The organism is Parabacteroides sp. CH2-D42-20, assembly GCF_003670185.1.
Classification (GTDB): domain Bacteria; phylum Bacteroidota; class Bacteroidia; order Bacteroidales; family Tannerellaceae; genus Parabacteroides; species Parabacteroides distasonis.
This window is the reverse complement of the sequence record NZ_RAYG01000001.1, coordinates 12,714-37,702: the sequence shown is the minus strand read 5'-3', so window position 1 is coordinate 37,702 and position 24,989 is coordinate 12,714. Positions and strand designations below refer to the sequence as shown.

Annotated in this window: 18 protein-coding genes; 12 read left to right on the top strand and 6 right to left on the bottom strand. The window is 44.5% G+C overall.

Going from position 1 to position 24,989, the window contains the following annotated elements:
- Position 1 precedes the first annotated feature (1 nt).
- The gene (locus D7V92_RS00130) at positions 2 to 4,111 is read left to right on the top strand and encodes a hybrid sensor histidine kinase/response regulator transcription factor (protein WP_121772032.1); all 4,110 of its coding nucleotides are present in this window, start codon (positions 2 to 4) and stop codon (positions 4,109 to 4,111) included.
- On the opposite strand, the gene D7V92_RS00125 is transcribed toward D7V92_RS00130, so the two are convergent.
- Positions 4,050 to 6,437: an ABC transporter permease gene (locus D7V92_RS00125; protein ID WP_121772031.1), complete on the bottom strand. Its 2,388-nt coding sequence runs from the start codon at positions 6,435 to 6,437 to the stop codon at positions 4,050 to 4,052. The genes D7V92_RS00130 and D7V92_RS00125 overlap by 62 nt on opposite strands.
- Positions 6,438 to 6,650: 213 nt before the next feature.
- On the opposite strand from D7V92_RS00125, the gene nudC reads away from it, so the two are divergent.
- Positions 6,651 to 7,424 (top strand): NAD(+) diphosphatase, encoded by a 774-nt coding sequence (gene nudC, locus D7V92_RS00120; protein ID WP_121772030.1) that lies wholly within the window; start codon positions 6,651 to 6,653, stop codon positions 7,422 to 7,424.
- Here the strand turns inward: nudC and D7V92_RS00115 are convergent.
- The gene (locus tag D7V92_RS00115; RefSeq protein ID WP_121772029.1) at positions 7,395 to 8,000 is read right to left on the bottom strand and encodes a DUF4858 domain-containing protein; all 606 of its coding nucleotides are present in this window, start codon (positions 7,998 to 8,000) and stop codon (positions 7,395 to 7,397) included. The two genes, nudC and D7V92_RS00115, sit on opposite strands and share 30 nt — an antisense overlap.
- 216 nt (positions 8,001 to 8,216) lie before the next feature.
- Between D7V92_RS00115 and D7V92_RS00110 the strand changes: the two genes are divergently transcribed.
- The gene (locus D7V92_RS00110; protein WP_121772028.1) at positions 8,217 to 9,581 is read left to right on the top strand and encodes a sigma-54 dependent transcriptional regulator; all 1,365 of its coding nucleotides are present in this window, start codon (positions 8,217 to 8,219) and stop codon (positions 9,579 to 9,581) included.
- Positions 9,578 to 10,585 (top strand): PAS domain-containing sensor histidine kinase, encoded by a 1,008-nt coding sequence (locus D7V92_RS00105; protein WP_121772027.1) that lies wholly within the window; start codon positions 9,578 to 9,580, stop codon positions 10,583 to 10,585. Before D7V92_RS00110 ends, D7V92_RS00105 begins: the two co-directional genes overlap by 4 nt.
- On the opposite strand, the gene D7V92_RS00100 is transcribed toward D7V92_RS00105, so the two are convergent.
- Positions 10,580 to 13,228 carry an ATP-binding protein gene (locus D7V92_RS00100; protein ID WP_121772026.1) on the bottom strand — a complete coding sequence of 883 codons (2,649 nt, stop codon included), beginning with the start codon at positions 13,226 to 13,228 and terminating at the stop codon, positions 10,580 to 10,582. The genes D7V92_RS00105 and D7V92_RS00100 overlap by 6 nt on opposite strands.
- A gap of 132 nt (positions 13,229 to 13,360) precedes the next feature.
- Positions 13,361 to 15,754, bottom strand: a complete 2,394-nt coding sequence (locus tag D7V92_RS00095) for a TonB-dependent receptor (protein ID WP_121772025.1) — start codon at positions 15,752 to 15,754, stop codon at positions 13,361 to 13,363.
- 70 nt (positions 15,755 to 15,824) lie between these two features.
- On the opposite strand from D7V92_RS00095, the gene mnmD reads away from it, so the two are divergent.
- The gene (gene mnmD / locus D7V92_RS00090; RefSeq protein ID WP_121772130.1) at positions 15,825 to 16,487 is read left to right on the top strand and encodes a tRNA (5-methylaminomethyl-2-thiouridine)(34)-methyltransferase MnmD; all 663 of its coding nucleotides are present in this window, start codon (positions 15,825 to 15,827) and stop codon (positions 16,485 to 16,487) included.
- A 60-nt stretch (positions 16,488 to 16,547) separates the two neighbouring features.
- Here the strand turns inward: mnmD and trxA are convergent, their stop codons facing one another.
- Positions 16,548 to 16,865, bottom strand: a complete 318-nt coding sequence (trxA, locus tag D7V92_RS00085) for a thioredoxin (protein WP_005867529.1) — start codon at positions 16,863 to 16,865, stop codon at positions 16,548 to 16,550.
- Between the two features lie 87 nt (positions 16,866 to 16,952).
- Positions 16,953 to 20,756 (bottom strand): DNA polymerase III subunit alpha, encoded by a 3,804-nt coding sequence (gene dnaE, locus D7V92_RS00080; protein WP_121772129.1) that lies wholly within the window; start codon positions 20,754 to 20,756, stop codon positions 16,953 to 16,955.
- A gap of 587 nt (positions 20,757 to 21,343) precedes the next feature.
- On the opposite strand from dnaE, the gene D7V92_RS00075 reads away from it, so the two are divergent.
- The 7 genes from D7V92_RS00075 (at position 21,344) to rpsB (ending at position 24,935) form a co-directional block, all read left to right on the top strand.
- Positions 21,344 to 21,976 (top strand): porin family protein, encoded by a 633-nt coding sequence (locus tag D7V92_RS00075; RefSeq protein ID WP_008777864.1) that lies wholly within the window; start codon positions 21,344 to 21,346, stop codon positions 21,974 to 21,976.
- 3 nt (positions 21,977 to 21,979) lie between these two features.
- Positions 21,980 to 22,210 carry a DUF3791 domain-containing protein gene (locus tag D7V92_RS00070; RefSeq protein WP_121772024.1) on the top strand — a complete coding sequence of 77 codons (231 nt, stop codon included), beginning with the start codon at positions 21,980 to 21,982 and terminating at the stop codon, positions 22,208 to 22,210.
- Positions 22,204 to 22,725, top strand: coding sequence for a DUF3990 domain-containing protein (locus tag D7V92_RS00065; RefSeq protein WP_181987506.1), 522 nt, complete (start codon positions 22,204 to 22,206; stop codon positions 22,723 to 22,725). The genes D7V92_RS00070 and D7V92_RS00065 overlap by 7 nt, the downstream gene beginning before the upstream one ends.
- Positions 22,709 to 22,930, top strand: a complete 222-nt coding sequence (locus D7V92_RS22130) for a DUF3791 domain-containing protein (RefSeq protein WP_181987507.1) — start codon at positions 22,709 to 22,711, stop codon at positions 22,928 to 22,930. Before D7V92_RS00065 ends, D7V92_RS22130 begins: the two co-directional genes overlap by 17 nt.
- Positions 22,931 to 23,110: 180 nt before the next feature.
- Positions 23,111 to 23,566 (top strand): 50S ribosomal protein L13, encoded by a 456-nt coding sequence (rplM, locus tag D7V92_RS00060; RefSeq protein ID WP_005859486.1) that lies wholly within the window; start codon positions 23,111 to 23,113, stop codon positions 23,564 to 23,566.
- Between the two features lie 5 nt (positions 23,567 to 23,571).
- Complete coding sequence (gene rpsI / locus D7V92_RS00055) at positions 23,572 to 23,958, top strand: 30S ribosomal protein S9 (RefSeq protein WP_005859484.1); 387 nt, start codon at positions 23,572 to 23,574, stop codon at positions 23,956 to 23,958.
- Between the two features lie 140 nt (positions 23,959 to 24,098).
- Entirely contained in the window at positions 24,099 to 24,935 is an 837-nt protein-coding gene (gene rpsB, locus D7V92_RS00050; RefSeq protein ID WP_005859482.1) for a 30S ribosomal protein S2, read from the top strand.
- The last annotated feature ends 54 nt before the right edge of the window (positions 24,936 to 24,989 follow it).

The following is a 24,989-nucleotide window of genomic DNA, read 5'->3' as shown; positions in this document are numbered from 1 at the left end:
GATGAGAATATACCTTTTACTGCTGTTTGTACTTATGATAACGAGAGCGCAAGCTACCAACGTTATTTTTGACCGGATAACAATGGATAGCGGGCTTTCTTCTTCCTCGGTGACCTCTATTTTGAAGGATCGTACCGGGTATGTCTGGGTCGGGACGACTGAAGGCTTGAACCGCTACGATGGATATACGTTTAAAGTATTCTTGCCCGTACCGGATTGTCCGGAAAGTATACAAAGCAGTTCTATCGATAAATTATTCGAGGATTCAGATGGAGGTATCTGGATCTTTTTTTCCTCGGGTGGGATTAGCCGTTATGACAGAGGTTCGGATACATTTCTGAATTTCACGAAAGAATGGCTTCGACAACAGTTACGTGTGTATGGTAGTCCTACTTGTTTCTCGGCCTCCGTTCCGGGACATATCTTTATAGGTACGGAGAACGGGATGTTGGAGTATGACGCTAAAGAGAAGAAATTGGTACGCCTTTCGCCGGCGGGTTCGGTAGTCTCGTCGTCTCCTGTGAATTGTTTGTATTCGGCGCCGGATCATTCGTTTTGGGTAGGGACTTTAGCTGGTTTTAGTTTGTATGACAAAGAAACAAACCACTTTCAAGATTATACGATACGGACAAATGACCGGGAGGATATCAATGCCGGCAATTTGAATGGCGTTAACGCGATCTATATCGACTGGTTTGATTATATGTGGTTAGGTACGGGACGTGAAGGGGCTTTTCGTTCGGTTGATATGGGAGAGCGAGAGATCTTCCAATCTGTCGGTCGTGAGGATACTCGGGTATATCAATTCTTGGAGACCGGTGATGGTGATTTCTGGATCGGACATAATAAGGGGGCAAGCTTGATTAGCCGGATGAATCGGCTTGCCTTGCGATGTGAGCATTTCTTTGACCGGCCGGAGGATCTGGAACCTACGGGAGAATGCCAAGTGAGATCCATCTTCGAGAGTAAGGACGGAACGGTCTGGTTTGATGATAGCCGTTTCAATCAAGGTCTTTTTTATTATTCTCCGAAGGAGAGGAAAATGGGACAGTTGAGGAACGTGCCGGAAGACGCACATTCTATCAGCAGTAACCAGATTACCTGTTTGTTTCTGGATGACTCGGATCATCTGTGGGCCGGGCATTCCACGTATGGAGTGAGCCATGCGGATTTAGCACCTTCCTTGTTTCGATATACATTGGGATACACGGAAAAAGAGAATCTGTCTTCTCTTCATATCCTAGCCGTTTATGAGGATTCGGACCTGAATCTTTGGGTTGCGACCTCTAGGGGATTAGATCGGATTAACCATAAGACTTCCCGGGTAGATATGCGTTTTACCTTCTCACCCCGAAAAAGTCCGTCCTCTTTATCCGGAAAGATTATAGGTTCTATCCGTGAGGATTCGGAGCGGAACCTATGGATCAGTTATCAAGACGCCAACCCGGACCGGTTGAATCTGGATGATTTCCGAATCCGCCCTTTTATACCGGATTACCAAGTCTCTTATGATTATCCGATCAACTCGTTGTCGGAGTTATGTAACTTATGCGTGAGCGAAGAGTCTTGGTTTTGGGGAGGAGCGGATGAGGGGCGGCTTCGGGTGTGGGATACGAAGACGAGAGCGCTTATCACGTATCGATATATACCGGGTGAGATGAATCCCCTTGCGTCGAATCATATTCATTGTCTGTTTGTGGACTCTTCCGGTTATTTGTGGATCGGTACAAATGCGGGGTTGGATCAATACGACAAGCGAACCGGGCGATTTGATCATTTCACGGTACAGGATGGCTTATCGGGAAATATCGTACGAGGAATCCGTGAAGGTGAGCCGGGCATCCTGTTTGTCAGCACGAATAAAGGGCTGAGTCGCTTGGATATACAAAACCGGCATATCGTTAATTATACGACGGCAAACGGTTTATTATCGAATGAGTTTATGGGTGGCGCTTGCTGTAAGCGCAAATCGGGTGAACTTGTATTTGGCAGTAATGAGGGGATCGTTTCTTTTGATCCCGTTCAGTTAACGGACGGTTTGAGAAAAATACCTGAGTCTTTGCGAATCACGAACCTCACGATCGGAGACTCACGTGAGAAGCAAGGTTTACAGGTGGGTTTTATTGCGTTCGATTATTCTCATCCCCGTAGTATCCGATACCGGTATCGTCTGGATGGATATGATACGGATTGGCGGGAGGTGGACGCCAGCGATCGTACGGCTATATATAACCGCCTACCACCGGGAAACTATGTGTTTCGGGTGGAAACTTCCGGCAATGGTTCCTATTGGAGCGCTCCCATTACCGAACCTGTCAGGATCTTTCCTCCTTGGTGGCGGACGTGGTGGTTTATTTTGCTGGTATTCGTGGTTGTATGCGTACTGTTGTATATCGCCTATAAGAGCCGGGTGCGCTGGTATCAGCTTCGCCAAGCCGAGTTGGAGCGTAAGATACAAGAACGTACACGGCTGTTGAAACAGGCCAAGCAAGAACTGGAGGAAAAAGATGCGTTGAAAACTCGTTTCTTTATGAATGTCTCTCATGAGCTTCGTACCCCTCTGACGATAATCAAGGGATTGACGGAGGATCTGGAACGGCATTCCGGTTCAGAAGAATCTTGTGGAGATAAAGAAACTTTGCGTACGATCTCCCGGAATACCAATCGCTTGATTCGGCATGTCAATGAATTACTGGATTTATCGGTATTGACCCGGGGAGTTCCTTCCCCGCATATTGTTTGTGCGGATCTCAGTCGATTCTTAAAGGAGATTTCGGAAACCTTTATTCCTTTGGCCGATTCCTATAAAATTGCGTTTACGTATTCGATTGCCCCGGATATCTCAATCGCTTATTTTGACAAGAATATCCTAGAGCAGGTTCTATATAATTTACTGTCGAACGCATTTAAGTATACGCCGGATGGTGGTTCGGTAAGCTTTTCCGCTTCATTGGAGCAAAGCTCATCCGATGCGGTCATGACTTTACGAATTACGGATAGTGGAATCGGCATTCCTCCCGAATCGTTACCGTATATTTTTGATCGATATTATAAGGGGGCATCGATAGCGTTTCGCCGCTCGGAGAGTTCGGGGATCGGCCTTGCGTACACAAAAGAGCTATTGGAGTTACATAAGGCAACCATTCAATGTGAGAGTGAATTGGGGAAAGGTTCTGTTTTTACGGTTGCCTTGCCTATATCGGAAGTGGTTTATCCTGAGGAGTGGTTGGAGTATTCGGAACCTAAAATGGAAGAGGCATCTTTGCGGGAATCAGTTCCATTGGAAGGAACAAATCCGGTCTCGGAGAATCTACGACAAACGCTTTTGTTTGTAGAGGATAATGAGGATCTATGTCGTTATTTGATGAATGCTTTTCAAACGGATTACCGGGTCGTGATAGCGAAAAACGGAAAGGTCGGCTTGGAGAAAGCCTTGGAGATCCTACCGGACGTGATTGTCTCGGATGTAATGATGCCGGTCATGAATGGGATTGAATGTTGCGAGGCTTTGAAAACGGATGAACGGACGGCCCATATACCGGTTATCCTATTGACTGCTTTAGCGGAAGAACGTCAACAATTGGAAGGGTATGGAGCCGGAGCGGATGATTATCTGCCTAAACCGTTCAGTCTTGCTGTCTTAAAAGCGAAGATCAAGAATTTGCTCAAACGTAGTGAGCAACTAAAGTTATATTTCAGGGATCGGTTCGACTTGCGTACTCCGGAGCAAACCATCGCCGATCCGGATAAGGAATTTGTTTCGAAAGTGACAAAGGTCGTTCTGGCTCATTTGCAGGACCCGGAGTTTGATGTAGAGCTTTTCTGTTCCGAGATGGCGATGAGCCGTGCCAGCTTATTTCGGAAATTAAAGTCTACTACCGGTTGCTCCGCTTCCTCATTCACCCGTAATATACGTATAAAGCGTGCCGCCGAGTTATTGGGGCAGCACGCTTATTCGATCGGGGAGGTAGCTGCTCAGGTCGGCTTCTCCGATCCGAACTATTTTACCCGTTGCTTTAAAGAAATTTACGGGATCACTCCGAGTGAGTTTATTCAGACTTCACCGAGTTCACAGGATTCTCATTCGCCGCTTGCCAGTTCCGGAAAGTAACGGTACCGATCGTAACCGAGAGAATGATTAGGAAAGCTACGATGAAGACCCAAAGATGGAGTGGTGTTTTATAAGCGAAATTCTCTAGCCACTGTTGTGTTCCCATCCATGCTATTGGGATCGAGATGATGAAGCAAACGGAGACGATCCGGATATAAGTCTTGTTGAACATCAAAAGAATCTGTCCGGTAGTCGCTCCGTTGATCTTGCGGATGCCGATCTCTTTCCGGCGGTATTGCGTCTCAAATAGCACGAGTCCGAATACACCTACGATAGAGATCAAGATCGCCATTATTCCGAATAGGGAGATGAGTTTACCCAGTGTTTGTTCTTTCTGATATAAATTGTTTAAGATGGTGTTGTAGAAAGAGATCTCGAAAGGGAAAGTCGGATCGATCTCTTTCAATGTTTCCCGGACGTGGGCGACAGCTTCCTGTAAATTCGTTTTCGAATTGAAGCGGATATAGGATACCAATTTAGGATTGGGAATATCGTTATTCAATGCGAATACGAAAGGCGAGCTTGCGATCCGGCAAGAGTTAAACCGGAAATCCTTGCTGACTCCTAGAACCGTACGATCATTGAAACGATCTCCGGGATGTAAGTGGAAATCCCGCTTTGCCGCCGGATTGATGATATAATCACTTTGTGCCTTGTTTAAATCCTCCCGTGTAAAATCCCTTCCTTCCTCTACTTGGATATCCATGACGGAAAGGAAATTCTCGGAGGCATAGAATACCTTGAAGAATACATCCTTATCTTCATGACGGGCATATTCGAGATCGATCATGTCATCTTCTTTCGATAACTCGTAGACGGAGAAGGCCACATCCTCTATTCCCGGATAATCTTTAAGTTTCTGGATATATTGGGGCTTATGCTTGGCGTAGATCTCCGGTGTCAGGTTCACGATGGCTACTTGGTCTTTATTGAATCCTAGTTGCTCGCTAGAGGTCATGAAATGGTTCTGAAGTCCCATGAATAAGGTGACAATAATCAAGGCGATCGATACCGTGTATTGGAAACCGATCAGGGCGACACGTACTTTTTTCCCTTTGGGACTAAGACCGAAAGAGCCCTTTAGTACCAAGGCCGGCGCATAGGAGGTACTTCGTATAGCTGGATAAAGTCCCGCCAAGCAACCCGTCAAGATAGCGATCAGTGCTGTGAGAAGGATCAGGGCTTTGTATTGACTAAGACGTATATCCGCATCTACCCAATTAGCGATCGGTGTGTAAGACAAATCGTTTACGATGAATAAGGCGAGAATGTAGGATATCAAGCAGATCACGATCGATTCGATAAGTGAGATGGCTCGTAACTTATAGATGGAGCATCCTAATACCCGGTGCGTATTGATCGTTTTCAATCGTAGGGGAATCAACGAGGTTGTGAGATTGGTAAAATTGATTCCGGCGATGAATAAGATGAGGAAAGCGATACCCAGTAACACATAATTTGTCTCCCGGTGACCTTTCGGATTAAAGTCGAAAGTTGTATCATGTGTGTAATAAACATCCTTTAAGGGGGTTAGACGTAATGCGATCTCTTGCGCTGAACCCATTTGGCTTTTAGCGAAATCGAAAGTCTTGTTGAAATGATCCAATACCTCCTCTTTATTTAGGGGATCGTCTAGCGTGACGTATATTTCGTTGGCATACATTTGCCAAGAACTTTTTAATAGATCCAGTTGGTCCATCGGGACGTAAATACGGTTTTGTACCGTAGTATTTCCCGGGAAATCCTTATAGACACCACCAATAGTAAGTATCGTGGTACTTACAGGTTGCCAGCCACTACTGCCGGACATCCGGATACGTTTACCGATAGCGGATTGTTTGTCGAATAGCCTTTTGGCGACACTCTCCGGAATGAGTACGGAGCCGGGAATGGATAGGCATTCGACGGAACCTTCTTTCATGTGGAAATCAAAGACATCTGAGATATTGGGTAGACAAAGCTGGAAGTTTTCCTTAAATACTTTCGCTTCTCCTTGATCGTCTACCTCGTCGATTTGGCAATACCGTTCTCCTCCGTAGAATGGATAACGGTAGGAGTAATCCGTGATATGAGCGGATGAGTTAACAAAAGCATCGCTAAACATTAGGCAATGGATGGCGTTATGCTCGAATTCTCCGTGATTTGCCTCTAGCCGGAAGGTTCGGCCCGATTTACTGTGCATGGCATCGTAATTCATCTCGTAATCCACCTGCATTACTATCAGGAGGAAGGCGGCGAAAGCGATTGTCAAGCCGAAGAGGTTTAACACGACGGCGGTCTTAAACCGCTTGAATAGATAAAGTAAGTTTCGAATCATTAGTTTCATTGTAACAGGTTTTAAATATATTCATTTTTTAGAAAAGAGGCAAATAATGTGCCATCGATGTAACGTTCTGCTAATCATAAGATAATAGAAAAATGCTTAGAAACGATTGTGTGTGCCTTCGCACGGTGCACGTTCGCTTTCGCACGTTATTTGATTTTAATTCGTAAGTTCGCGGATGTTTTACATATAGAAAGATAATTCGGAAATATCAGCATGGAAACTTCAAATAGACTCTGTTATTGGTTCCTTTTTTATAAAGACCAACTGTTGCTTCAGAAAGAGAATGATACGTATACCATCCCTTATGGCGAGAATCCCCCAGTTCCGGTTTCTCATACGCTGGAGGTTGATTACCGGGATGGACTTCCCGCACGTACGGCAGAATTGGATACTCCGGTGGAGGGGAATGACCGTTACGTACATATGGGGTTGCGTGCCTCTTGGGATTATATTTCGAGAGCGTGTTACGAGAAGGCGGGTAAGGCTTATCAATTGCTTTATTGGGATAGCCATAGCCGTTTCTGCCCGGTATGTGGTACTCCTACCGTGCAGACTACGTCGATCACGAAGCAATGTCCTTCTTGCAAACATGAGATTTATCCGACAATCTCAGCAGCGATGATCGTCTTGATCCGTAAGGAGGATTCGATTCTTTTGGTACATGCCCGTAATTTCCGGGGAACTTTCCATGGATTAGTGGCCGGATTCTTAGAAGTTGGCGAGACCTTGGAAGAGTGTGTGCGCCGGGAGGTCCGTGAGGAAACTGGTTTAGAGGTCGATAATATCACTTATTTCGGAAACCAACCCTGGCCTTATCCGAGTGGCTTGATGGTTGGCTTTGTAGCGGATTATGTAAGTGGGGAAATTAAGTTGCAGGATGAGGAACTAAGCTCTGGTGCCTTCTATACCAAAGATAACCTACCGGAGATCCCCCGTAAGTTGAGCTTGGCCCGTAAGCTAATCGATTGGTGGTTGGATCATCAATGAGGAGTCCCTTTTTGCGGCCTCTGCCTGTTGTCTTTCGAATTTCTTCCTTTTAGAGATGACATCCGGGGTAGGGAGGTTGCCGTAGTTTTGCCAAGTTCCGTTGCGTTTTGCGTTGCGTTTATGGACATATGTTTTCCGGCTGGTCATCCTTCCTAAATCGAAGGTAGCTAGTGAGGTACGACCGCTGGACGGAGTTCTTTTCAATTCATCTAAGATAGATTGATAGACAGGCAGTATCTTTTTATACGGTGGATTATGTCGCCAGAATACCGATGGCGGTAAATCCTTCAATGCTACTTTTCGGTGTGTCGTATCGTCTTGTTGGATATATTCTGAGAAATCTTTGGTGATAGGGATATTGCTGGGAGCGGCCAGTTGAGGTTTCCCCATCGGTTTTCCTGGTTCCGGGTTGAGGAAAGAACCGCTTTGGATTGCTTTTTGGAATTCAGGGTTCAATTTGATGGAATCTTTGCCTGCTAATACATCCTTTAGCCAGATCGAATCTTGCTCAGTCCATTGCGCATAGCCTAAGTGTATATTTATACAGACGAAAAATCCAATCAATAGTGGTCTCATGAATGCCTGAATTGTTAATTGTGTTCAAAGATAGTCTTCCTTCTTTCTCCTCGTTTTTTCTTTCGCTTAAATAGTCTTACCGTTTACTTAATCTTAACCCTCTTTGCGGACTATTAATTTAACAGTTCATCTGCGCACGATAATCGTTCGATTACGCACGCTTCTTCCATTGATTTAATACCTACCTTTGAGGCATCACAAACTAGTTCAGCGCTTATGGAAAAGGGAAAACTATTAATTATAGATGATAATGAGGACATCCTTTTTGCCCTTAACTTATTACTGGAGCCCTATATGGAACAAATAAGAGTGGCTACGCAACTGGAGCGCATCGATCATTTCATGCGGACTTTTATCCCGGATATTATCTTGTTGGATATGAACTTCAAACGGGATGCTATTAGTGGTCAGGAGGGTTTCTATTGGCTGGAGAAGATAAAGAAGATAGACCCGGACGTGGTGGTTCTTTTTATGACTGCCTATTCGGATACGGATAAGGCCGTGCGGGCGATTAAGGCAGGAGCTACCGACTTTATCCCGAAACCTTGGGAAAAGGAGAAATTACTCGCTACACTCTCTTCGGCATTAGAACTTCGGGAGAGTAGGGCGGAAGTGCGAAATTTAAAGAAACAAGTTGAGATTCTTAGTTCACCCGAGGATGCTGGCTTCGAGATCATCGGTGAAAGCGAACCGATGCAGGCTATTTTCGCTACGGTCGATAAATTAAAGAATACGGATGCCAATATATTAATCTTGGGGGAGAATGGAACCGGTAAAGATTTAGTTGCCCGTGCCTTATATCATCAATCTCCGCGTTCGGGGAATCTTTTCGTCGGGATCGATGTGGGCTCTATTCCGGAACAACTTTTCGAGAGTGAATTATTCGGCTATGAGAAAGGGGCTTTTACAGATGCCCGTAAGGAAAAGCCGGGACGAATGGAGGTGGCTTCCGGTGGCACCTTGTTCTTGGATGAGATCGGGAACTTAAGCCTTTCCATGCAAGCGAAACTGTTGACCGCTTTGGAAAAACGACAGATAACCCGCTTGGGAGCAACGCAACCCATACCGATTGATATCCGGTTGATCTGCGCGACGAACGTGAATATCCATCATCTCGTGTCAGAAGGTACTTTCCGGCAAGATCTTTTATATCGTATTAATACGATCGAGTTACATATTCCTCCCTTGAGGGAACGAGGAAATGACGTGATCTTATTGGCTGAACATTTCTTGTCGAAGTATGCCCGTAAATATAAGAAAGACTTGAAGGGCATTAACAGGGATGGGAAGAATAAGCTACATAATTATGCTTGGCCTGGTAATGTACGTGAACTGCAACATGCGATTGAACGGGCGGTTATCTTGTCTGAAAGTAATTGGCTAAGGCCGGAAGACTTTATTCTGCGTTCTGTCCCGCTTAGGGATAAGGAACCATCCGATGAGTTAAATCTGACGGTATTGGAGAAAGAAGCGATCGAACGTGCCTTACGTCGTGCCGAGGGGAATATCACTCGTGCCGCCGAGCTTCTAGGGATTACCCGCTTTACCTTGTATCGTAAATTGGAGAAATTTGGCTTATGATACGTTACTTGTTGTTCGCTCGTATTTTGGGGATCGTGGTCTTGTCTTTTACTGCCTCATTCTTAATGCTGAAAGGGTTTTTGTTTATTCCCGTGCTGTTCGGATTTTGTATTCTTGCGCTTTCGGTTTTCTTATATAAGGATCAGCAAAAGACTGTTAAGCGGATGGAATACCTGATAGAGAGTATTCATTACGGGGATCTGAGCCTGTTTTATCCTTTCGATTCAATGACGGAAGACGAAAAGGCTTTGGCCTCTTCTATGAACGCTGCCTTGGAGGCTTTGCGGAGTCGATTGTATAGTTCGGTGGTCGCTGAGGCGGAAACCGAGGCTTGGCAGAAACTTATCCGGGTATTGACGCATGAGATCATGAACTCGATCGCTCCGGTAATCTCTTTATCGGAGACGGTAGCCGAGCGTGCGACGATAAATGGCATGAATGAGAAAGACTACGCTATTATGGTGCAAGCCATGCAAACGATCCACCGAAGAAGTAAGGGGTTATTGGATTTTGTCGAGAATTATCGGAAATTAACCCGTCTGCCTTTACCTACTTTACGAAACTTCTCGGTTTCGGCTCTCTTTGACGATATCCGGCTTCTATTCCCGGAGAAATCCGATATCCTCTTCTTTCATGTAAAGCCGGAAGACTTGAATTTATATGCGGACCGGATCATGGTGGAACAAGTATTAATTAATCTATTGAAAAATGCGATAGAGGCTTGTGAAGAATCCTTATCCCCTCAAATTATAGTGGAGGCTGTCCAAAAAAACGGTATGGTAATTATTTCGGTGATTGATAATGGTAGCGGAATTGTTCCCGAGGCAATCGACAAAATCTTCGTTCCTTTCTTCACGACTAAATCTAAAGGTTCCGGCATCGGATTAAGTCTTTGCCGGCAGATCATGAACCGTCATAGAGGAAGTATTAGTCTCGACTCTCAAGTAGAGAAGGGTTCCTCTTTCGTTTTGCGTTTTCCGATTGTTACCAAACGGATTCTATAAATAAGTATTAATACATGCGATTAGCTTATCCGGCTTGATCGGTTTAGCGATGTAAGAGGAGAATCCGCTTTGTTTTACCCGTTCCTCATCCTCCGCGAAGGCGAAAGCCGTTACGGCGATGATAGGGATGGACTGGTTCTTTTCCCGAATTACCCGTGTAGCCTCATAGCCGTCTACGATCGGCATTTTTAGGTCCATTAGGATTAAGTCCGGTTGATATTTATTGAATAAATCGATCGCTTGTTCCCCGTTCCATGCGTGTATAAGGTTATAATCTTTCAACATGGCTTGGAATAAAGTATAGTTGCTTTCGTTATCTTCCGCTATTAATAAGGTTGCCGATTTGGATGACTGGCTCTTCTGTACATTTTCGGTCTTTGGTTTCTCATGCGGGACTTCCTGCATCTCTAGTATCGAATAGGGCAACGTAAACCAGAATGTAGAACCTTTTCCTTGCTCTGATTCCACCCCTATATCTCCACCCAGACGCTTGATAATCATCTGGCAAATCGATAATCCCAGCCCCGTTCCTTGCACAAAGCTATTTAACTTAACGAAACGGGTGAAAACTTGACCGATCTTATCCTTGGCGATACCGCATCCTGTATCTTTTACATAGAAATACAACTCATCATCTCTATGGCGGTAGCCAAACAGGATGCTACCTTGAGTCGTGAACTTGATGGCATTGTTGATAAAGTTCGTAATGACTTGGGAGACCCGGTTACGGTCGGTGCGTAAGATACAATTCGGGATCTTCTCGACAAAGCATACCTGCACCCCATCTTGCGCCTTCAAACGGGAAGACTGCTCGATATCGGAGAATAGTTGATTGACATCTACGTCTGAATCCACGAATTCTAGCGTACCCGCCTCTATCTTGGCTAGATCGAGAATATCATTGATCAATTGCAATAACAGGTCGTTGTTGCTATTAATGATATTGATATATTCCTCTTTATCCTCCATATTCTCGGTTACAGCCAATAATCCGGAGAAACCGACGATCGCATTCAATGGCGTTCGAATCTCATGACTCATATTCGCCAAGAACGCGGATTTCAAACGATCGGACTCTTCCGCTTTCTCTTTCGCTTTCCTCAGTTCGTTCTCTGCCTGTTTTTGTTTTGTCACGTCTTCTTTCTTGAAAATAACCCCGATAAGGTTGTTGTGCTCGTCTAATACAGGGTTCGCCAAAATATGAAGATACTTTCCATCGCCGAACTCATTCGTGATATCGACCTGCTTTTTGGTTTCCATGGCCTTTGCGACCGTGCAACGGGTACAATAAGGCTTTACTCCGTTCTTGACCAAGAAGCAATTAGCCGGACCGAATTCAGGGATACAGTCATGGAACTCTACCTCGTTTCTCCATTTTACGGTATAATCCGGCTTGATGAAATAGATAGAAGCTTGGATATTATTCATGATTAGTATATTATCTTTCTGTAGATCCAATAACTTATCTTTCAGCTTATTGGTCCGGATAAAGAAGATTAATATCATAATCAGGAAAATAAACAATACGGTGATTACGCTTAGCAAGATCTCGAACCTGTATTTGGAGAATAGGCTCGGGTCCTCGTTGATAATAGTAGCGTCGTGGGGCAATGACAGTCTGCTGATATCAAAAGCCTTGATCTTTGAAGCGTCGAACACATATCCATTGGGGATGATTTGGGGATGGATATCTTTAGGGGCGATTTTCTTCTCCAATATACTTAAAGCCTCTTTCGCCAAATCGGAACCTATAGGCCTGTATTTGGGACTGAAACCTCCGATGGCCCAGTGCCCTATGCCGACGGATGCCAATGTGAATGTCGGGATTCTGGGATTGGCAGTCATCATGGTATACGTGGCATTTCCAACATAATACCCGTCGTTCACGTCTACACGCCATGTACCGATCAATATCACGGTCTGATCCGGCAGGTTCTTGATTTGCTCAACGATGGTGTAGATATTATTCTTTCTTCCATCCAGTAATATCAAGTTCAGATCCTTGATATTTTCCATTTCCTTTTTTACCAAGGTCTGCATAGCTAAACCACCGTAGGTATTATCGGTGATTAATGCTATATTTTGAGTTTTGGGATATAGCTTACGTATTAACCGGATATTTTCTTTTACGTCATAAGAATACAAGAACCCGCCAAGGTGTAAACCTTTATCTACGTACTCTTGGATATCGATGTATTTCGGCTCCCATTCGGCGACATTTAAATCCGAGTCGGGTAATAAGATCGCATTCTTACTGATCATACCGCATAAAACCGGTATATCAGGCTTGTATTCTTGGGAGATATAAGAAGCCCATGCCTCTTGACCTAAGATAATGATAAGCTGAGGGGTGTTATTTTCCTTATATTTATCCAATATACCTCTCATCTTACCGTCCCATAAGGGGGCTTCCGGGAGGCTCTTACAGTTCATGTTCTCGATAACCACCGGCGAGATACCACCTCCCCGCTTATATTCCTCCATAAACTCGGAAATATTGGCGGTCGTATTACGTGTATCGGGATTGTAGGAGCTAATGATTAAAATAGGGCCTGCATTATCTGTAGCGTATAAGTGGAAAGAAAAGACCAGACTTAACACGATAAAGAGTACGAATCGTATGTAGTTTTTTAATAATGTCATTCTTTACCTACCTATTCATGTGCTTATTTGCGATTAAAGTACTATTTTTTGTTCATACAGTCCACAAAAATAGAAAAGATTTATGATTAATTGCTGAAATTCAAAATAAAAAGAATCTATTACGCCTAAAATCTATAACTCGATCATCACTCCGATACTTGGGAGAAGCGTTCCTGTAAGACGTTCTATCGGTCTTAATTCGTACCGTTGTTCATATATGGGAGCTTCCGGGTTGATAATTTTACCCGTTTTGATATATACGTCTTGCTCTTTGTATTTGGAATTCAATATGTTTTGGATGTCGATATAGGCTCCAAACATGATCTTTTTGAAGTAAAATGTTTTATCGATACGGATATCTAACTGCGTGAATGGCTTGAGCCGTTCGCTGTTAAACCGGCTGTAATCATAGTATAGCCCGTTATTAGCGTCCCAAGCTTCTACATAACTACTCTTTTCTACATCGTAAGGCGTATAGGGAGCGCCTCCTACTACCCGGAACTTGGCGCCTACGTCCCAGTTCTTGGGTAAAGAATAAGTCCCGCTAAACGTGAACAGATGCTTATTGTCCCAAGCCGAGGGAAGATAAGTGTCCATATTTCTCCCATCCTTGAATTCGCTTCTTACCAAAGTGTAGGATGCGATGAAAGTAAGCCCTTTATAATTATACCAACGTCCCATGATCTCAAGTCCATAAGCTCGCCCTGTAGCGGTAGACGATACGGCCTCATTTCCCAAGACACCATAGTCTGTACCTTTCGACGCGAGTGGGATACTGTCGAGTATGGACATCGGATAACGATCATAATGTTTATAGAATCCTTCGGCCGTGAATTTCAAGTATGAGGTAGGACGGTACTCCAAGCCTAATCCGGCTTGGTCGCTTCGGATATAGCTTAAATGATTTGCCCGGTTTACATAATTACCTTCATTATCCTTGAATCCCAATGTCGTATAAGGAGGAAGCTCGTAGTAGCGTCCGATATTCGCGTTTATATAAAGAGGATCGGACAAGCGGTAGGATAAGGATAGGCGAGGAGATAACTGATCTAACAAATTATTCATATCCGAGGAATAATTGTTTGCGTCCGCACGAACACCTAAAGAGGCGGTAAACCGCTCGTTATAACTCTCATAAATAGCCGTGGCATAGATACCCCACTTCCATATGCCAAGGTCTGTTTGATATACGATGGTACGGGGGATAGAGGTAAATTGCTTTTGATAGGTGTCATTCGTGTATTGGGCGTATTCGATGTTTCCTCCGACATTCAATTGAATGAATGGTAAGCGGAACGTGTTTTCCGTTCGGAACTTATTCTCAATCTCGTCCGAACGGTAATTTAAGGAGAGATTCTCTACTTGGCTTTCATCATTGTCTTTGTATTTAATATTCTTATTGTTGGTCTGGCTACGGCTGATAATGACCGAGTAGAGATTTTTACCAGCGTAGTGTTTATAAACCGCTCCAAGGGTATACGTTTTTTGTTTTACGACCGGCAAGTAAGAGAGAATATATTGGTTTTTCTCGCTCATGTCTTTCATTCCTGTATTCAGCTTCATATCATCGATCGCCCCTAATCCGAGAACTGTAAGCTCATTCTTGGGGTTGAAGGAGTGCTTAATCTTGAATTGGGCATCCGTGAAAGTAGGTAAGAACGGCAAGCCGATCATATCGAAAAGGAATTGAAGGTAAGAGCGACGAACAGACACTTGGTAAGTGGTCTTTTTTCCTAGCGGTCCATTAGCGGACACACCGATATCTGAGGCTCCTAGGACTCCTCGCAATGAGAATTTCTCCTTATTCCCATCTTGTAGTTTAAAATCCAATACCGAACTTAAAGTGTTCCCTTTGGATGCGGGGAATGCGGCCGAATAAAAGTTGACCTCCCGGATAAAATCGGGATTGATAATACCGACCGGACCTCCGGAGGCTCCTTGGGTAGAGAAATGGTTGATATTCGGTATCTCTACGCCATCCAAAAAGAAACGGTTTTCCGAGGGACCTCCTCCTCTTACCATCAAGTCGTTACGAAACGCTGCCGTGGACGCTACTCCGGGAAAGGTTTGTACTACCCGGGAGATATCCCGGTTTCCTCCCGCGCTTTTCTCTATCTCCTTGAAACCGATTACACGGAGTCCTAGCGGACTTTCGGCGGTTTTACGGAACGGAGAGGCTACTACGCTAACCTCTTGCAGATTCTGGCTGGCTTCCTCTAGCTCGATCGGGAAGAATATATCTTTATTCGCTAGTCTGAATTCGGCGGTAACGAATGGCTTATATCCCAGAAAGGAGGATTGGAGACGATAGCTTCCGGGTGATATGCCGGATATCTCGAATAATCCGGTGGAATCGGTGACCGCCCCTTGCGTCGTGTTCCATACCACTACGTTAGCGAAAGGTATCGGCTGTCCGCTCGATGCGTCTTTTACAACTCCCTTGATAGAGAAGGAGCGCTGTTGACCGATAGCGGCTTGTATGGTACATAATAAGAATAGTAAGAAGTAAAGATGGCGTCTATCCATATCTTATATCATATTTATAGCGGTAAAGATAAGTATTATTCTGATTCGTATGTATTATCTTTGCATACATATGGAGAAAGAATTACAGATAACGGCGGATGGAAGCCATACGCTATATATTCCGGCGATGGATGAACATTATCATTCCGTGAACGGGGCGTTGCAGGAATCGAGACATATATTTATTGAGGCGGGATTGCATGCGCGGGAGAAAGACTTTATCCGAATCGTGGAAGTTGGCTTCGGTACAGGGCTAAACGCCTTCTTGACATTGAAGGATGTCGAGCTATCTCAAGCACATCATATTGATTATCATACCGTGGAGTTATACCCGCTTCCTTTAGATACGATTCGTACCTTGAATTATGGAGAGCTGATCTGGCCGGAGAGAAAAGAGTTATTCTTAGCCTTGCATGAGGCGGAGTGGAATACTCCCGTTTCAATCTCAGAGCGCTTTACACTTCATAAAATAGAAGGAAATAGTAACGCCTGTGAACTACCGGATGATATCGATTTGATCTATTTCGACGCGTTTGCGCCCGAGAAACAACCGGAGATGTGGAATCAAGAAATCTATAATCGTTTGTATGCTCATACCGCACCGGGCGGAGTGATTGTAACCTATTGCGCAAAAGGAGAGGTACGCAGAGGTATGCAAGCGGCTGGTTTTGAGATGAGCCGTCTTCCCGGTCCTCCGGGCAAGCGACATATACTTAGGGGAATTAAAAATTGAGAATTGAAAGTTACAGAGCGTATTCCTCGGTATTTTCAATTCTCAATTCTCAACTTTCAATTATTTAAGCATTGCCTCGATCTTTTCTACGAACTTATCCTTAGCCGTAGCGCCTACTACTTTATCAACCATCTTACCGTCTTTGAAGAAAAGAACGGTAGGGATGTTGCGGATACCGAATTGTCCGACTACATCGTCATTCTCGTCAACGTTCATTTTACCGATCGTCACACGACCTTCGTATTCGGTTGCCAACTCATCAATGATAGGAGATACCATGCGGCAAGGGCCACACCACTCTGCCCAAAAGTCAAGAACCATGGGCTTTCCGGAGTTAACCAACTCCTCGAAATTAGCGTCTGTAATTTGTAGTGCCATTTTGAATTACGTATTATTTAATTATGAATTATAATCTAATGATTGTTATGACGCCAAAAGTACAAATTCTTTCAGCGTCGTACAACTTTAACCATTAATTTTAAAATCGATATTCTCGTTCTCCTGTAAAAAGTCTACCAGCTCACGGGTCACGTTTAAGCGGATATTTTGGGAGAAGAGATTTAGGGAAATATTATGTTCCCCATCGACAACCTTAAAATATAACAGGCTATGGCCCGGATTGTTCTTGATCAATACCGAAAGCTCATTGATTGTCGGCTCGTCCAAATCATGGATCGGGACCGTGATACTGATTTTCTCGATCAGCTTGTCTTTCTCGTCTTGCAAAAGGTTGACGGTACCAATCTTGAAGTCCAGTTTATTGGGGTCCCAGCGGCTAGGCTCTACACGGGCGGTGATCAAGAGATACATCCCTATTTTACCATACTTGCTGTATTCGATATAATCCTGTCCGAAAAGCGGGATCTCGCCACTACCCGTGAAATCCTCGATCTTCAAGATACCGTAAGGCTTTCCGTTCTTGGTCATTCCTTCCCGGAAACCGGTGACGATACCACCTAATAAAACTTCCCGGCCTTGTAAGGTTTCCCGCTCGTTAAGTTCTACCATGCCGGTATTACATACATACTTTAATATGATACGGTATTCATCCAACGGGTGGGCGGATAGGTAAATACCGACCAACTCCTTCTCTTTATTCAGGCGTTCGAGATCGCTCCAACGCTCGCATTGCGGGATCTCCGGTTTAGCGATGGCGATCAAGGCGTCTCCACCGAATAAAGAGTTGACTGCCGTGCTCTTATCCATCTGGTATTTGTTACCATAGCGAACCAAGGTATCCAAAAACAATTCTCCTTTTCCACTGTCGGTGAAGAACTGCTCACGCTGGATACCGAAGTTATCGAACGCTCCGGCCAAAGCCATGGACTCTATGTTTTTCTTATTGCAAGCGGTCAAGTTCACCCGTTCTACGAAATCGAAGATACTCTTGTACGGGCCGTTCTTCTTGCGTTCCTCTATGATATTTTGTACGGCGGACTCACCTACGCCTTTCACGGCACCTAGCCCGAAGCGGATGTTCTTGTTCTTATCTACGCTGAACTTCAAGATAGACTCGTTCACGTCCGGTCCCAATACTTGAATACCCATCGCTTTACATTCATCCATGAACTTCGTGATATCCGTGATATTGGATAAGCTTCGGCTCAAGACGGCGGCCATATACTCGGACGGGAAGTTCGCTTTCAAGTAAGCGGTCTGATAAGCCACCCATGAATAACAAGTAGCGTGACTCTTATTGAATGCGTATGAGGCGAACTTCTCCCAGTCGGACCAGATCTTATTTAAAGTTTCCTCTTTATAGCCGTTGGCTTGACCACCAGCCATAAATTTAGACTTCAAGTGGTTCATCTTCTCGATCAACTTCTTACCCATCGCCTTACGTAAGGCATCACTCTCACCACGCGTGAAGTTAGCGAGCAAACGGGATAGAAGCATGACCTGCTCCTGATAGACCGTAATACCGTACGTATCTTTTAGGTAGCGTTCCATGACGGGAATATCGTACTTGATCTCCTCCTTACCCTGTTTACGGGCGATAAAAGAAGGGATGTAATCCATTGGGCCCGGGCGATACAGGGCGTTCATGGCGATCAAGTCCTCGAATTTAGAAGGTTGCAACTCCTTCAAATACTTTTGCATACCGGCGGACTCGAACTGGAATGTACCGGTTGTCTTTCCGTCGCAATACAATTTATAAGTCTTGGGGTCCTCCAGACTGATATGGTCGATATCCAGATCATGTCCGGTAGTCAGTTTCACGTTCTCGATCGCTTCCTTGATGATGGACAAGGTCTTCAAGCCCAAGAAGTCCATCTTGATCAATCCGGTTTCCTCGATCACGGAACCCTCGTATTGGGTAACCAGCATCTCCTCGCCGGTATCCTTGTCTTTCGCCGTACTGACAGGTACGACATCCGATATATCATAACGTCCGATAATGACACCGCAGGCGTGTACACCCGTGTTACGGACGTTGCCTTCCAGCATCTGGGCGTATTTCAAGGTATCCCGTGCCAGCGGATCATTTCCGTTAGCCGCCTCTTTTAGTTCCGGCACATACTTGATGGCGTCGCCCAATTTGAACTTCTTCATGTCAGGGATCTTATCCGGAACCAATTTGGCTAACCGGTTCGATTCGGATAACGGTAATTTCTGTACCCGGGCGACATCCTTGATAGCGGACTTGGTAGCCATCGTACCATAAGTAATGATATGAGCCACACGCTCGGCACCGTATTTCTCCGTTACCCAGCGTAAGACCTCGCCACGGCCATCATCATCGAAGTCGGTATCGATATCGGGGAGGGAGATACGGTCCGGATTCAAGAAACGCTCGAACAGGAGGTCATATTTGATCGGGTCGATCTTGGTGATCCCTAAGCAATAAGCTACGGCAGATCCGGCGGCCGAACCACGTCCCGGTCCTACGGATACACCGAGTTCCTCACGAGCGGCACGGATGAAATCTTGCACGATCAAGAAGTAGCCGGGGAAACCCATGGTCTTCATGATATGTAACTCGAAGTTCAGACGCTCCTTTACTTCATCGTTCAAGGGGTTTCCGTAAAGCTCCTTGGCTCCGTCGTATGTCAATTTCGCCAAATAGTCGGCTTCCAGCTTGATGCGGTATAGTTTGTCGTATCCACCTAATTTCTTGATTTTGGAGTGCGCCTCTTCCTCGCTTAATACGACATTACCGTTCTCGTCTCGGGTGAATTCCTCAAATAAATCATGCTCTGTCAATTTCTGACGGTAGGACTCCTCGGTACCGAACTCCTCGGGAATGGCGAAAGTCGGCATAATAGGACCGCTGTCGATGGAGTAGAATTCTATTTTGTCGGCTATCTCGAGCGTATTACTCAAAGCTTCGGGGATATCGGCGAAGATGGTGTTCATCTCGGCGGTTGTCTTCATCCATTCTTGCTTGGAGTAGCGCATACGCTTGGGGTCGTCCAAGTCTTTGCCGGTACTAAGGCAGATCAGGCGGTCGTGAGCCTCAGCGTCGTCGGCATTGACGAAATGGACGTCGTTGGTGGCGATTAGCTTGATATTATGTTTGTGAGCAAGTTCGATCAGTACCTTGTTCACCTCTTGTTGATGCGGGAAAATCGTGCAATCGGCGTTGGGGTCGTGTGTCTCGTGCCGTTGCATCTCAAGGTAATAGTCTTCTCCGAATAAGTTTTTGAACCATTTGATAGACTCCTCGGCCTTATCGATTCGTCCGTGCATGATATGCTGTGGAATCTCTCCACCTAAACAGGCGGAGCAGATGATCAGATCCTCGTGGTATTTCTCCAACAACTCTTTGTCGATACGCGGACGTCCGTAGAATCCTTCCGTCCATGAGAGGGATACCATCTTGATCAGGTTCTTGTATCCGTTCTTATTTTTGGCCAGAACGATCAAGTGCCAGCCGCTACGGTCGTCTTGCGAGGCCAGCTTGCTATGCCTTCCGTTGCGAGCGCAATAACATTCGCACCCGATGATCGGCTTGAAGATGGAAGCTTTCGCTTCGGCGATTTGTTTTTGTAGTTCCGTTATCCTTTGTTGTTCCTCATCGGTTGGAGCATCCTTGGCCAGCAGCGGTTTTAGTTCTTTCTCGGAGTCCTTGATGATCCCGAGAGGTTTACTGTTCTTTTTGCTAACCTTATTGAAAAACTCCTTGATACCGAACATAACGCCATGGTCTGTTACGGCGATCGCACGCATTCCGTCTTTGTACGCTTTGTCGATCAACGCGTCGATGGATGCCTGTCCGTCCAGCAAGGAATACTGGGTATGTACGTGTAAATGAATAAACGGTTCCATATATATTAATGTATAGTCTGGTGCATATTGAAATGAGTGCATAAAGGTAGGAAATATTTTTAGTACGAGAGAGGTTGTTTTGCTTTTAAAAAAACACGTACGTCTTTTTTCGGAAACACGTACATGTTTTTGGAAAAGACGTACGTGTTTTCTGAAGGATATAATGAGGTTATAATATGTGTGATTCTATAGAATCTATATGTTATATAAACAGATGTTGTATTGATATTTTGCTTGATATAAGCCGTATATCGTGACAGGAGGTTTTCGTGAGGTGCTCGAACTAGCGGATGGAAGATAGTTATGAATGGCGTTTTTCTGTGTGAAAAGCGAATTTCAGGGAGTTCTGTTTACAAAGTGTCATTTTGCTAGAGCAAGGGAGACTAATCTATCGTAAAAGGTGATCTTACTTTTGATTAATGTTGCAAGGATAAGATGTATCATGTTGTGCCATTCGTTAAAGCTTAAATGGCAAAGCCGTGCTTTTTATACCGCTTTCTTATAGGTTTCAGTAGGATAAATGTAGATGTTATTGAAAAATGTATATCTTTGCTTACTATTAGAAGGAAAAGCAAATGAGGAAGTTTATGAGAAAGATCGGATTGTTGTTGATTGCCGTGATGATGATTTTACCGGCGATGGCTCAGGTTTCTTTCGGCGTACGTGCCGGAGGCGCTTATTCTTCGTTGATCCAGAAGGTGGAGGATACGTATGAGGCGGGAGCCCGCTTCGGTTTCAGCATAGCGGGTTTGGCGGATATTCCTTTGAGCAAGAATAAAAAATGGTCGCTTCGTCCTGAGGTGGCGTTCGTGAACCAAGGTGGCGCTTATTATTCGAATCAGGATATACATGGGATGGCGCTTCATAATAAATGTTGGTATTACTCTTTGCAGATTCCCGTGAATGTGGCTTATACATTTACCTTCACGGACGTTCATCTGTCCGTATTCGCCGGTCCTACCTTTGATTGGTCCTTGTTTGGCAAGATGAAGAGCCGGGAGACCAATCCGGATCTCCATTTCGGCGTGTCCGATGAGAAGGACTTGAAACCTTGCGACTTTGGCATGAATGTCGGCCTATCGGTAGAATATAGTAACTTTTTCTTCTCCGTAAGCTCCCTATGCGGCATGATAGACCGCCGGGCCTTGAAGCGTGACGGCGAGACTTCCGTTTACCAGAATAACGTGACGTTCTCATTGGGATATTACTTCCGGAAATAGGATATGACTTATAATGATAAAAAAATAGAGTTTGCCGTTTTTTGTATCGAGGAGGTCGCTAAGCGGTTGAATGAACTTCCAGAGAATGTTTATCGTAAGCTCGAATGTTCTGGCTTAATGGATGATTTCATTATAGGTTGTTATGACGCTTTACATACGGAAAGCCGGGAGCATATTGTAGATGATATCATAGAGGCTCTTAGGAATCGGGAGAAAGGAGGGGCTTCATGCTAAAAGTATACCATGGCTCTACGTTGTGCGTGAGTAACCCTTTAGCGGGTGCTTGTCGGGATAATCTTGATTTTGGAAAAGGCTTTTATGTGACTGACTTAAAAGAGCAAGCGGAGACATGGGCTAAACGGGTCGCTATGGTAAAGAATTGCGAGGAGGCTTATTTGAACGTCTATAATCTGGATATTGAAACGATAAGGTTGGAATATCGTGTGCTGAGTTTTAGCTCATACGATAATGATTGGTTAGATTTCGTGATATCTAGCAGAAGAGGTGAGTGTCCGTGGAAAGGATACGACATGGTGGAAGGTGGTGTCGCTAACGATCGGGTATTTAATACGATTGAGCTTTATTATACAGGACTGATCCCGAAAGAAGAGGCGCTTAGACGTCTTCGTTTTGAAAAGCCCAATAACCAATTATGTCTGATCAATCAATCATTATTGGATAGCTGCTTGTTTTTTGTGGAAGCCATTCTATTAATAAAGGAGGGAGAGCTTTATGTCCCAAGCAAATGAAATATTACTCCAGATGAAATATGCCCGTATTATAAACGGTCTGGCTGAGCGGCTGCATATTGATAACCGTAAAGCGTTGCGTCTTTTCTATGAATCGAATACTTATGTCTATTTGCGGAAAAAAGTGGGAGACTTGCATTGTATGAGCGATGCTTACTTGATTGATGAGCTCATGATTGAATATACGAACAAGCAAGGATCTTAATAACTTGAAAAATAGTAGGATTTGTTTGGAAGTTCGGATAAAAGCCGTACCTTTGCAAGCCGATTATTATCAAATTGTACTAAGAGTTTAGTTCTTAGCACGTTGTTGCATCATGTGTCCGTTGTGACAATGTTGGTAAGGCTAGTTTTTTGAGTTATTAATTAATTTAATTTTTAAGCAGTGGATACTTTAAGTTTTAAGACCATTTCTGCAAACAAGGCAACTGTAAACAAAGAGTGGGTCATTGTTGATGCTGAAGGCCAGACGTTAGGTCGCCTTTGCGCTAAAGTAGCGAAGCTTTTGCGCGGTAAGTACAAACCCAATTTCACTCCGCACGTTGACTGTGGTGATAACGTAATCATCATCAATGCAGACAAAGTCGTTCTGACTGGTAACAAGTGGAACGATCGTATTTATTTGAGATATACCGGATATCCCGGTGGACAGATCGAGTATACTCCGGCTGATCTTTTGAAGAAAGGTGGCGACCGTCTGTTCCGTAAAGTAGTAAAAGGTATGTTGCCTAAGAACCGTCTGGGTGCAAAGTTGTTGAACAACATGTACGTTTATGAGGGAACTGAGCACAAGCACGAGGCTCAACAACCTAAGTTAATCGATATAAACTCATATAAATAATCACGATGGAAGTAGTAAATGCAATAGGAAGACGTAAAGCGGCAGTCGCTCGCGTATTCGTTAGCGAAGGTACGGGAAAGATCACGATCAACAAACGTGAGCTGGAAAAATACTTTCCTTCTTCAATCCTTCAGTTTATCGTAAAGCAGCCGTTAGCAAAGTTGAACGTCGCTGAGCAATATGATATTAAGATCAACCTTGACGGTGGTGGTTTCAAAGGTCAGTCTGAGGCTGCCCGTTTGGCTATCTCTCGTGCGTTGATAAAGATTAATCCGGAAGATAAGGCTGTCTTAAGAGCGGAAGGATTCGTAACTCGCGATCCTCGTGCTGTTGAGCGTAAGAAACCGGGTCGTCCGAAAGCTCGTAAGAGATTCCAGTTCAGTAAACGTTAATGTTATTTGTGAGTCCCTTACAAGTAAAGCGAAGCGTTTAGTATCTAAATTATCGGGATTCTTTTTACATGTGGACATGCGGAAAGACTACCTGATGGTTGAAATTAAACAAAGAAAGTAAACGATTTAAGAAAAAAACAATGTCAAGAGTAAATTTTGATCAATTATTAGAGGCTGGTGTACACTTCGGACACTTAAAAAGAAAGTGGAATCCCGCTATGGCTCCTTATATCTTCATGGAGCGCAATGGTATTCATATCATTGACCTTTATAAAACAGTTGCTAAAGTAGACGAAGCCGCTGAAGTTATGAAGAACTTGGCTAAACAAGGCAAGAAAGTTCTTTTCGTGGCTACCAAAAAACAAGCTAAACAAGTTGTCGCTGATAAGGCTGCTTCCGTAGGTATGCCTTACGTTATCGAGCGCTGGCCGGGTGGTATGTTGACCAACTTCCCGACGATCCGTAAAGCTATCAAGAAGATGGCTACTATCGATAAGATGACAAAAGATGGTACATTTGATAATCTTTCTAAGAGAGAAAAACTTCAAATCACTCGCCAACGCGCTAAGTTGGAGAAGACTTTAGGTTCTATCGTAGACCTTACTCGTCTTCCGTCAGCGTTGTTCGTTGTAGACGTGATGAAAGAGCATATCGCTGTTCGCGAGGCTAACCGTTTGGGTATCCCTGTATTCGGTATGGTTGATACGAACTCTAATCCGAACAATATCGACTACGTTATCCCGGCTAACGATGACGCTACAAAGTCTGTAGAGGTTATCTTGGGCGCTATCTGCGAGGCTATGAACGAAGGCTTGCAAGAGCGTAAGGCTGAGAAAATTGACGCAGAGGCTGCTGAGGAAGCTCCGAAAAGAGAGCGTAAGGCAAAAGCTGCTGTTAAGAAAGAACGTACGAAGAAAGAAGACGACGATGCGTTGAACGCTAACGTTGCCGGTAAGTTCGCGAAAGACGAAGAATAATTCGATTGACAATTGACGTTGACAATTGACAATTAGAATACAAATACAATGGGC

Coding starts and splice junctions, on each gene's coding strand:
- D7V92_RS00100 (WP_121772026.1), bottom strand. CDS start 13,228: ATGACATTATTAAAAAACTACATACGATTCGTACTCTTTATCGTGTTA.
- D7V92_RS00095 (WP_121772025.1), bottom strand. CDS start 15,754: ATGGATAGACGCCATCTTTACTTCTTACTATTCTTATTATGTACCATA.
- rpsI (WP_005859484.1), top strand. CDS start 23,572: ATGGAAGTAGTAAATGCAATAGGAAGACGTAAAGCGGCAGTCGCTCGC.
- rpsB (WP_005859482.1), top strand. CDS start 24,099: ATGTCAAGAGTAAATTTTGATCAATTATTAGAGGCTGGTGTACACTTC.
- D7V92_RS00075 (WP_008777864.1), top strand. CDS start 21,344: ATGAGAAAGATCGGATTGTTGTTGATTGCCGTGATGATGATTTTACCG.
- D7V92_RS22130 (WP_181987507.1), top strand. CDS start 22,709: ATGTCCCAAGCAAATGAAATATTACTCCAGATGAAATATGCCCGTATT.
- D7V92_RS00110 (WP_121772028.1), top strand. CDS start 8,217: ATGGAAAAGGGAAAACTATTAATTATAGATGATAATGAGGACATCCTT.
- mnmD (WP_121772130.1), top strand. CDS start 15,825: ATGGAGAAAGAATTACAGATAACGGCGGATGGAAGCCATACGCTATAT.
- D7V92_RS00115 (WP_121772029.1), bottom strand. CDS start 8,000: ATGAGACCACTATTGATTGGATTTTTCGTCTGTATAAATATACACTTA.
- D7V92_RS00070 (WP_121772024.1), top strand. CDS start 21,980: ATGACTTATAATGATAAAAAAATAGAGTTTGCCGTTTTTTGTATCGAG.
- trxA (WP_005867529.1), bottom strand. CDS start 16,865: ATGGCACTACAAATTACAGACGCTAATTTCGAGGAGTTGGTTAACTCC.
- D7V92_RS00125 (WP_121772031.1), bottom strand. CDS start 6,437: ATGAAACTAATGATTCGAAACTTACTTTATCTATTCAAGCGGTTTAAG.
- D7V92_RS00130 (WP_121772032.1), top strand. CDS start 2: ATGAGAATATACCTTTTACTGCTGTTTGTACTTATGATAACGAGAGCG.
- nudC (WP_121772030.1), top strand. CDS start 6,651: ATGGAAACTTCAAATAGACTCTGTTATTGGTTCCTTTTTTATAAAGAC.
- D7V92_RS00105 (WP_121772027.1), top strand. CDS start 9,578: ATGATACGTTACTTGTTGTTCGCTCGTATTTTGGGGATCGTGGTCTTG.
- D7V92_RS00065 (WP_181987506.1), top strand. CDS start 22,204: ATGCTAAAAGTATACCATGGCTCTACGTTGTGCGTGAGTAACCCTTTA.
- dnaE (WP_121772129.1), bottom strand. CDS start 20,756: ATGGAACCGTTTATTCATTTACACGTACATACCCAGTATTCCTTGCTG.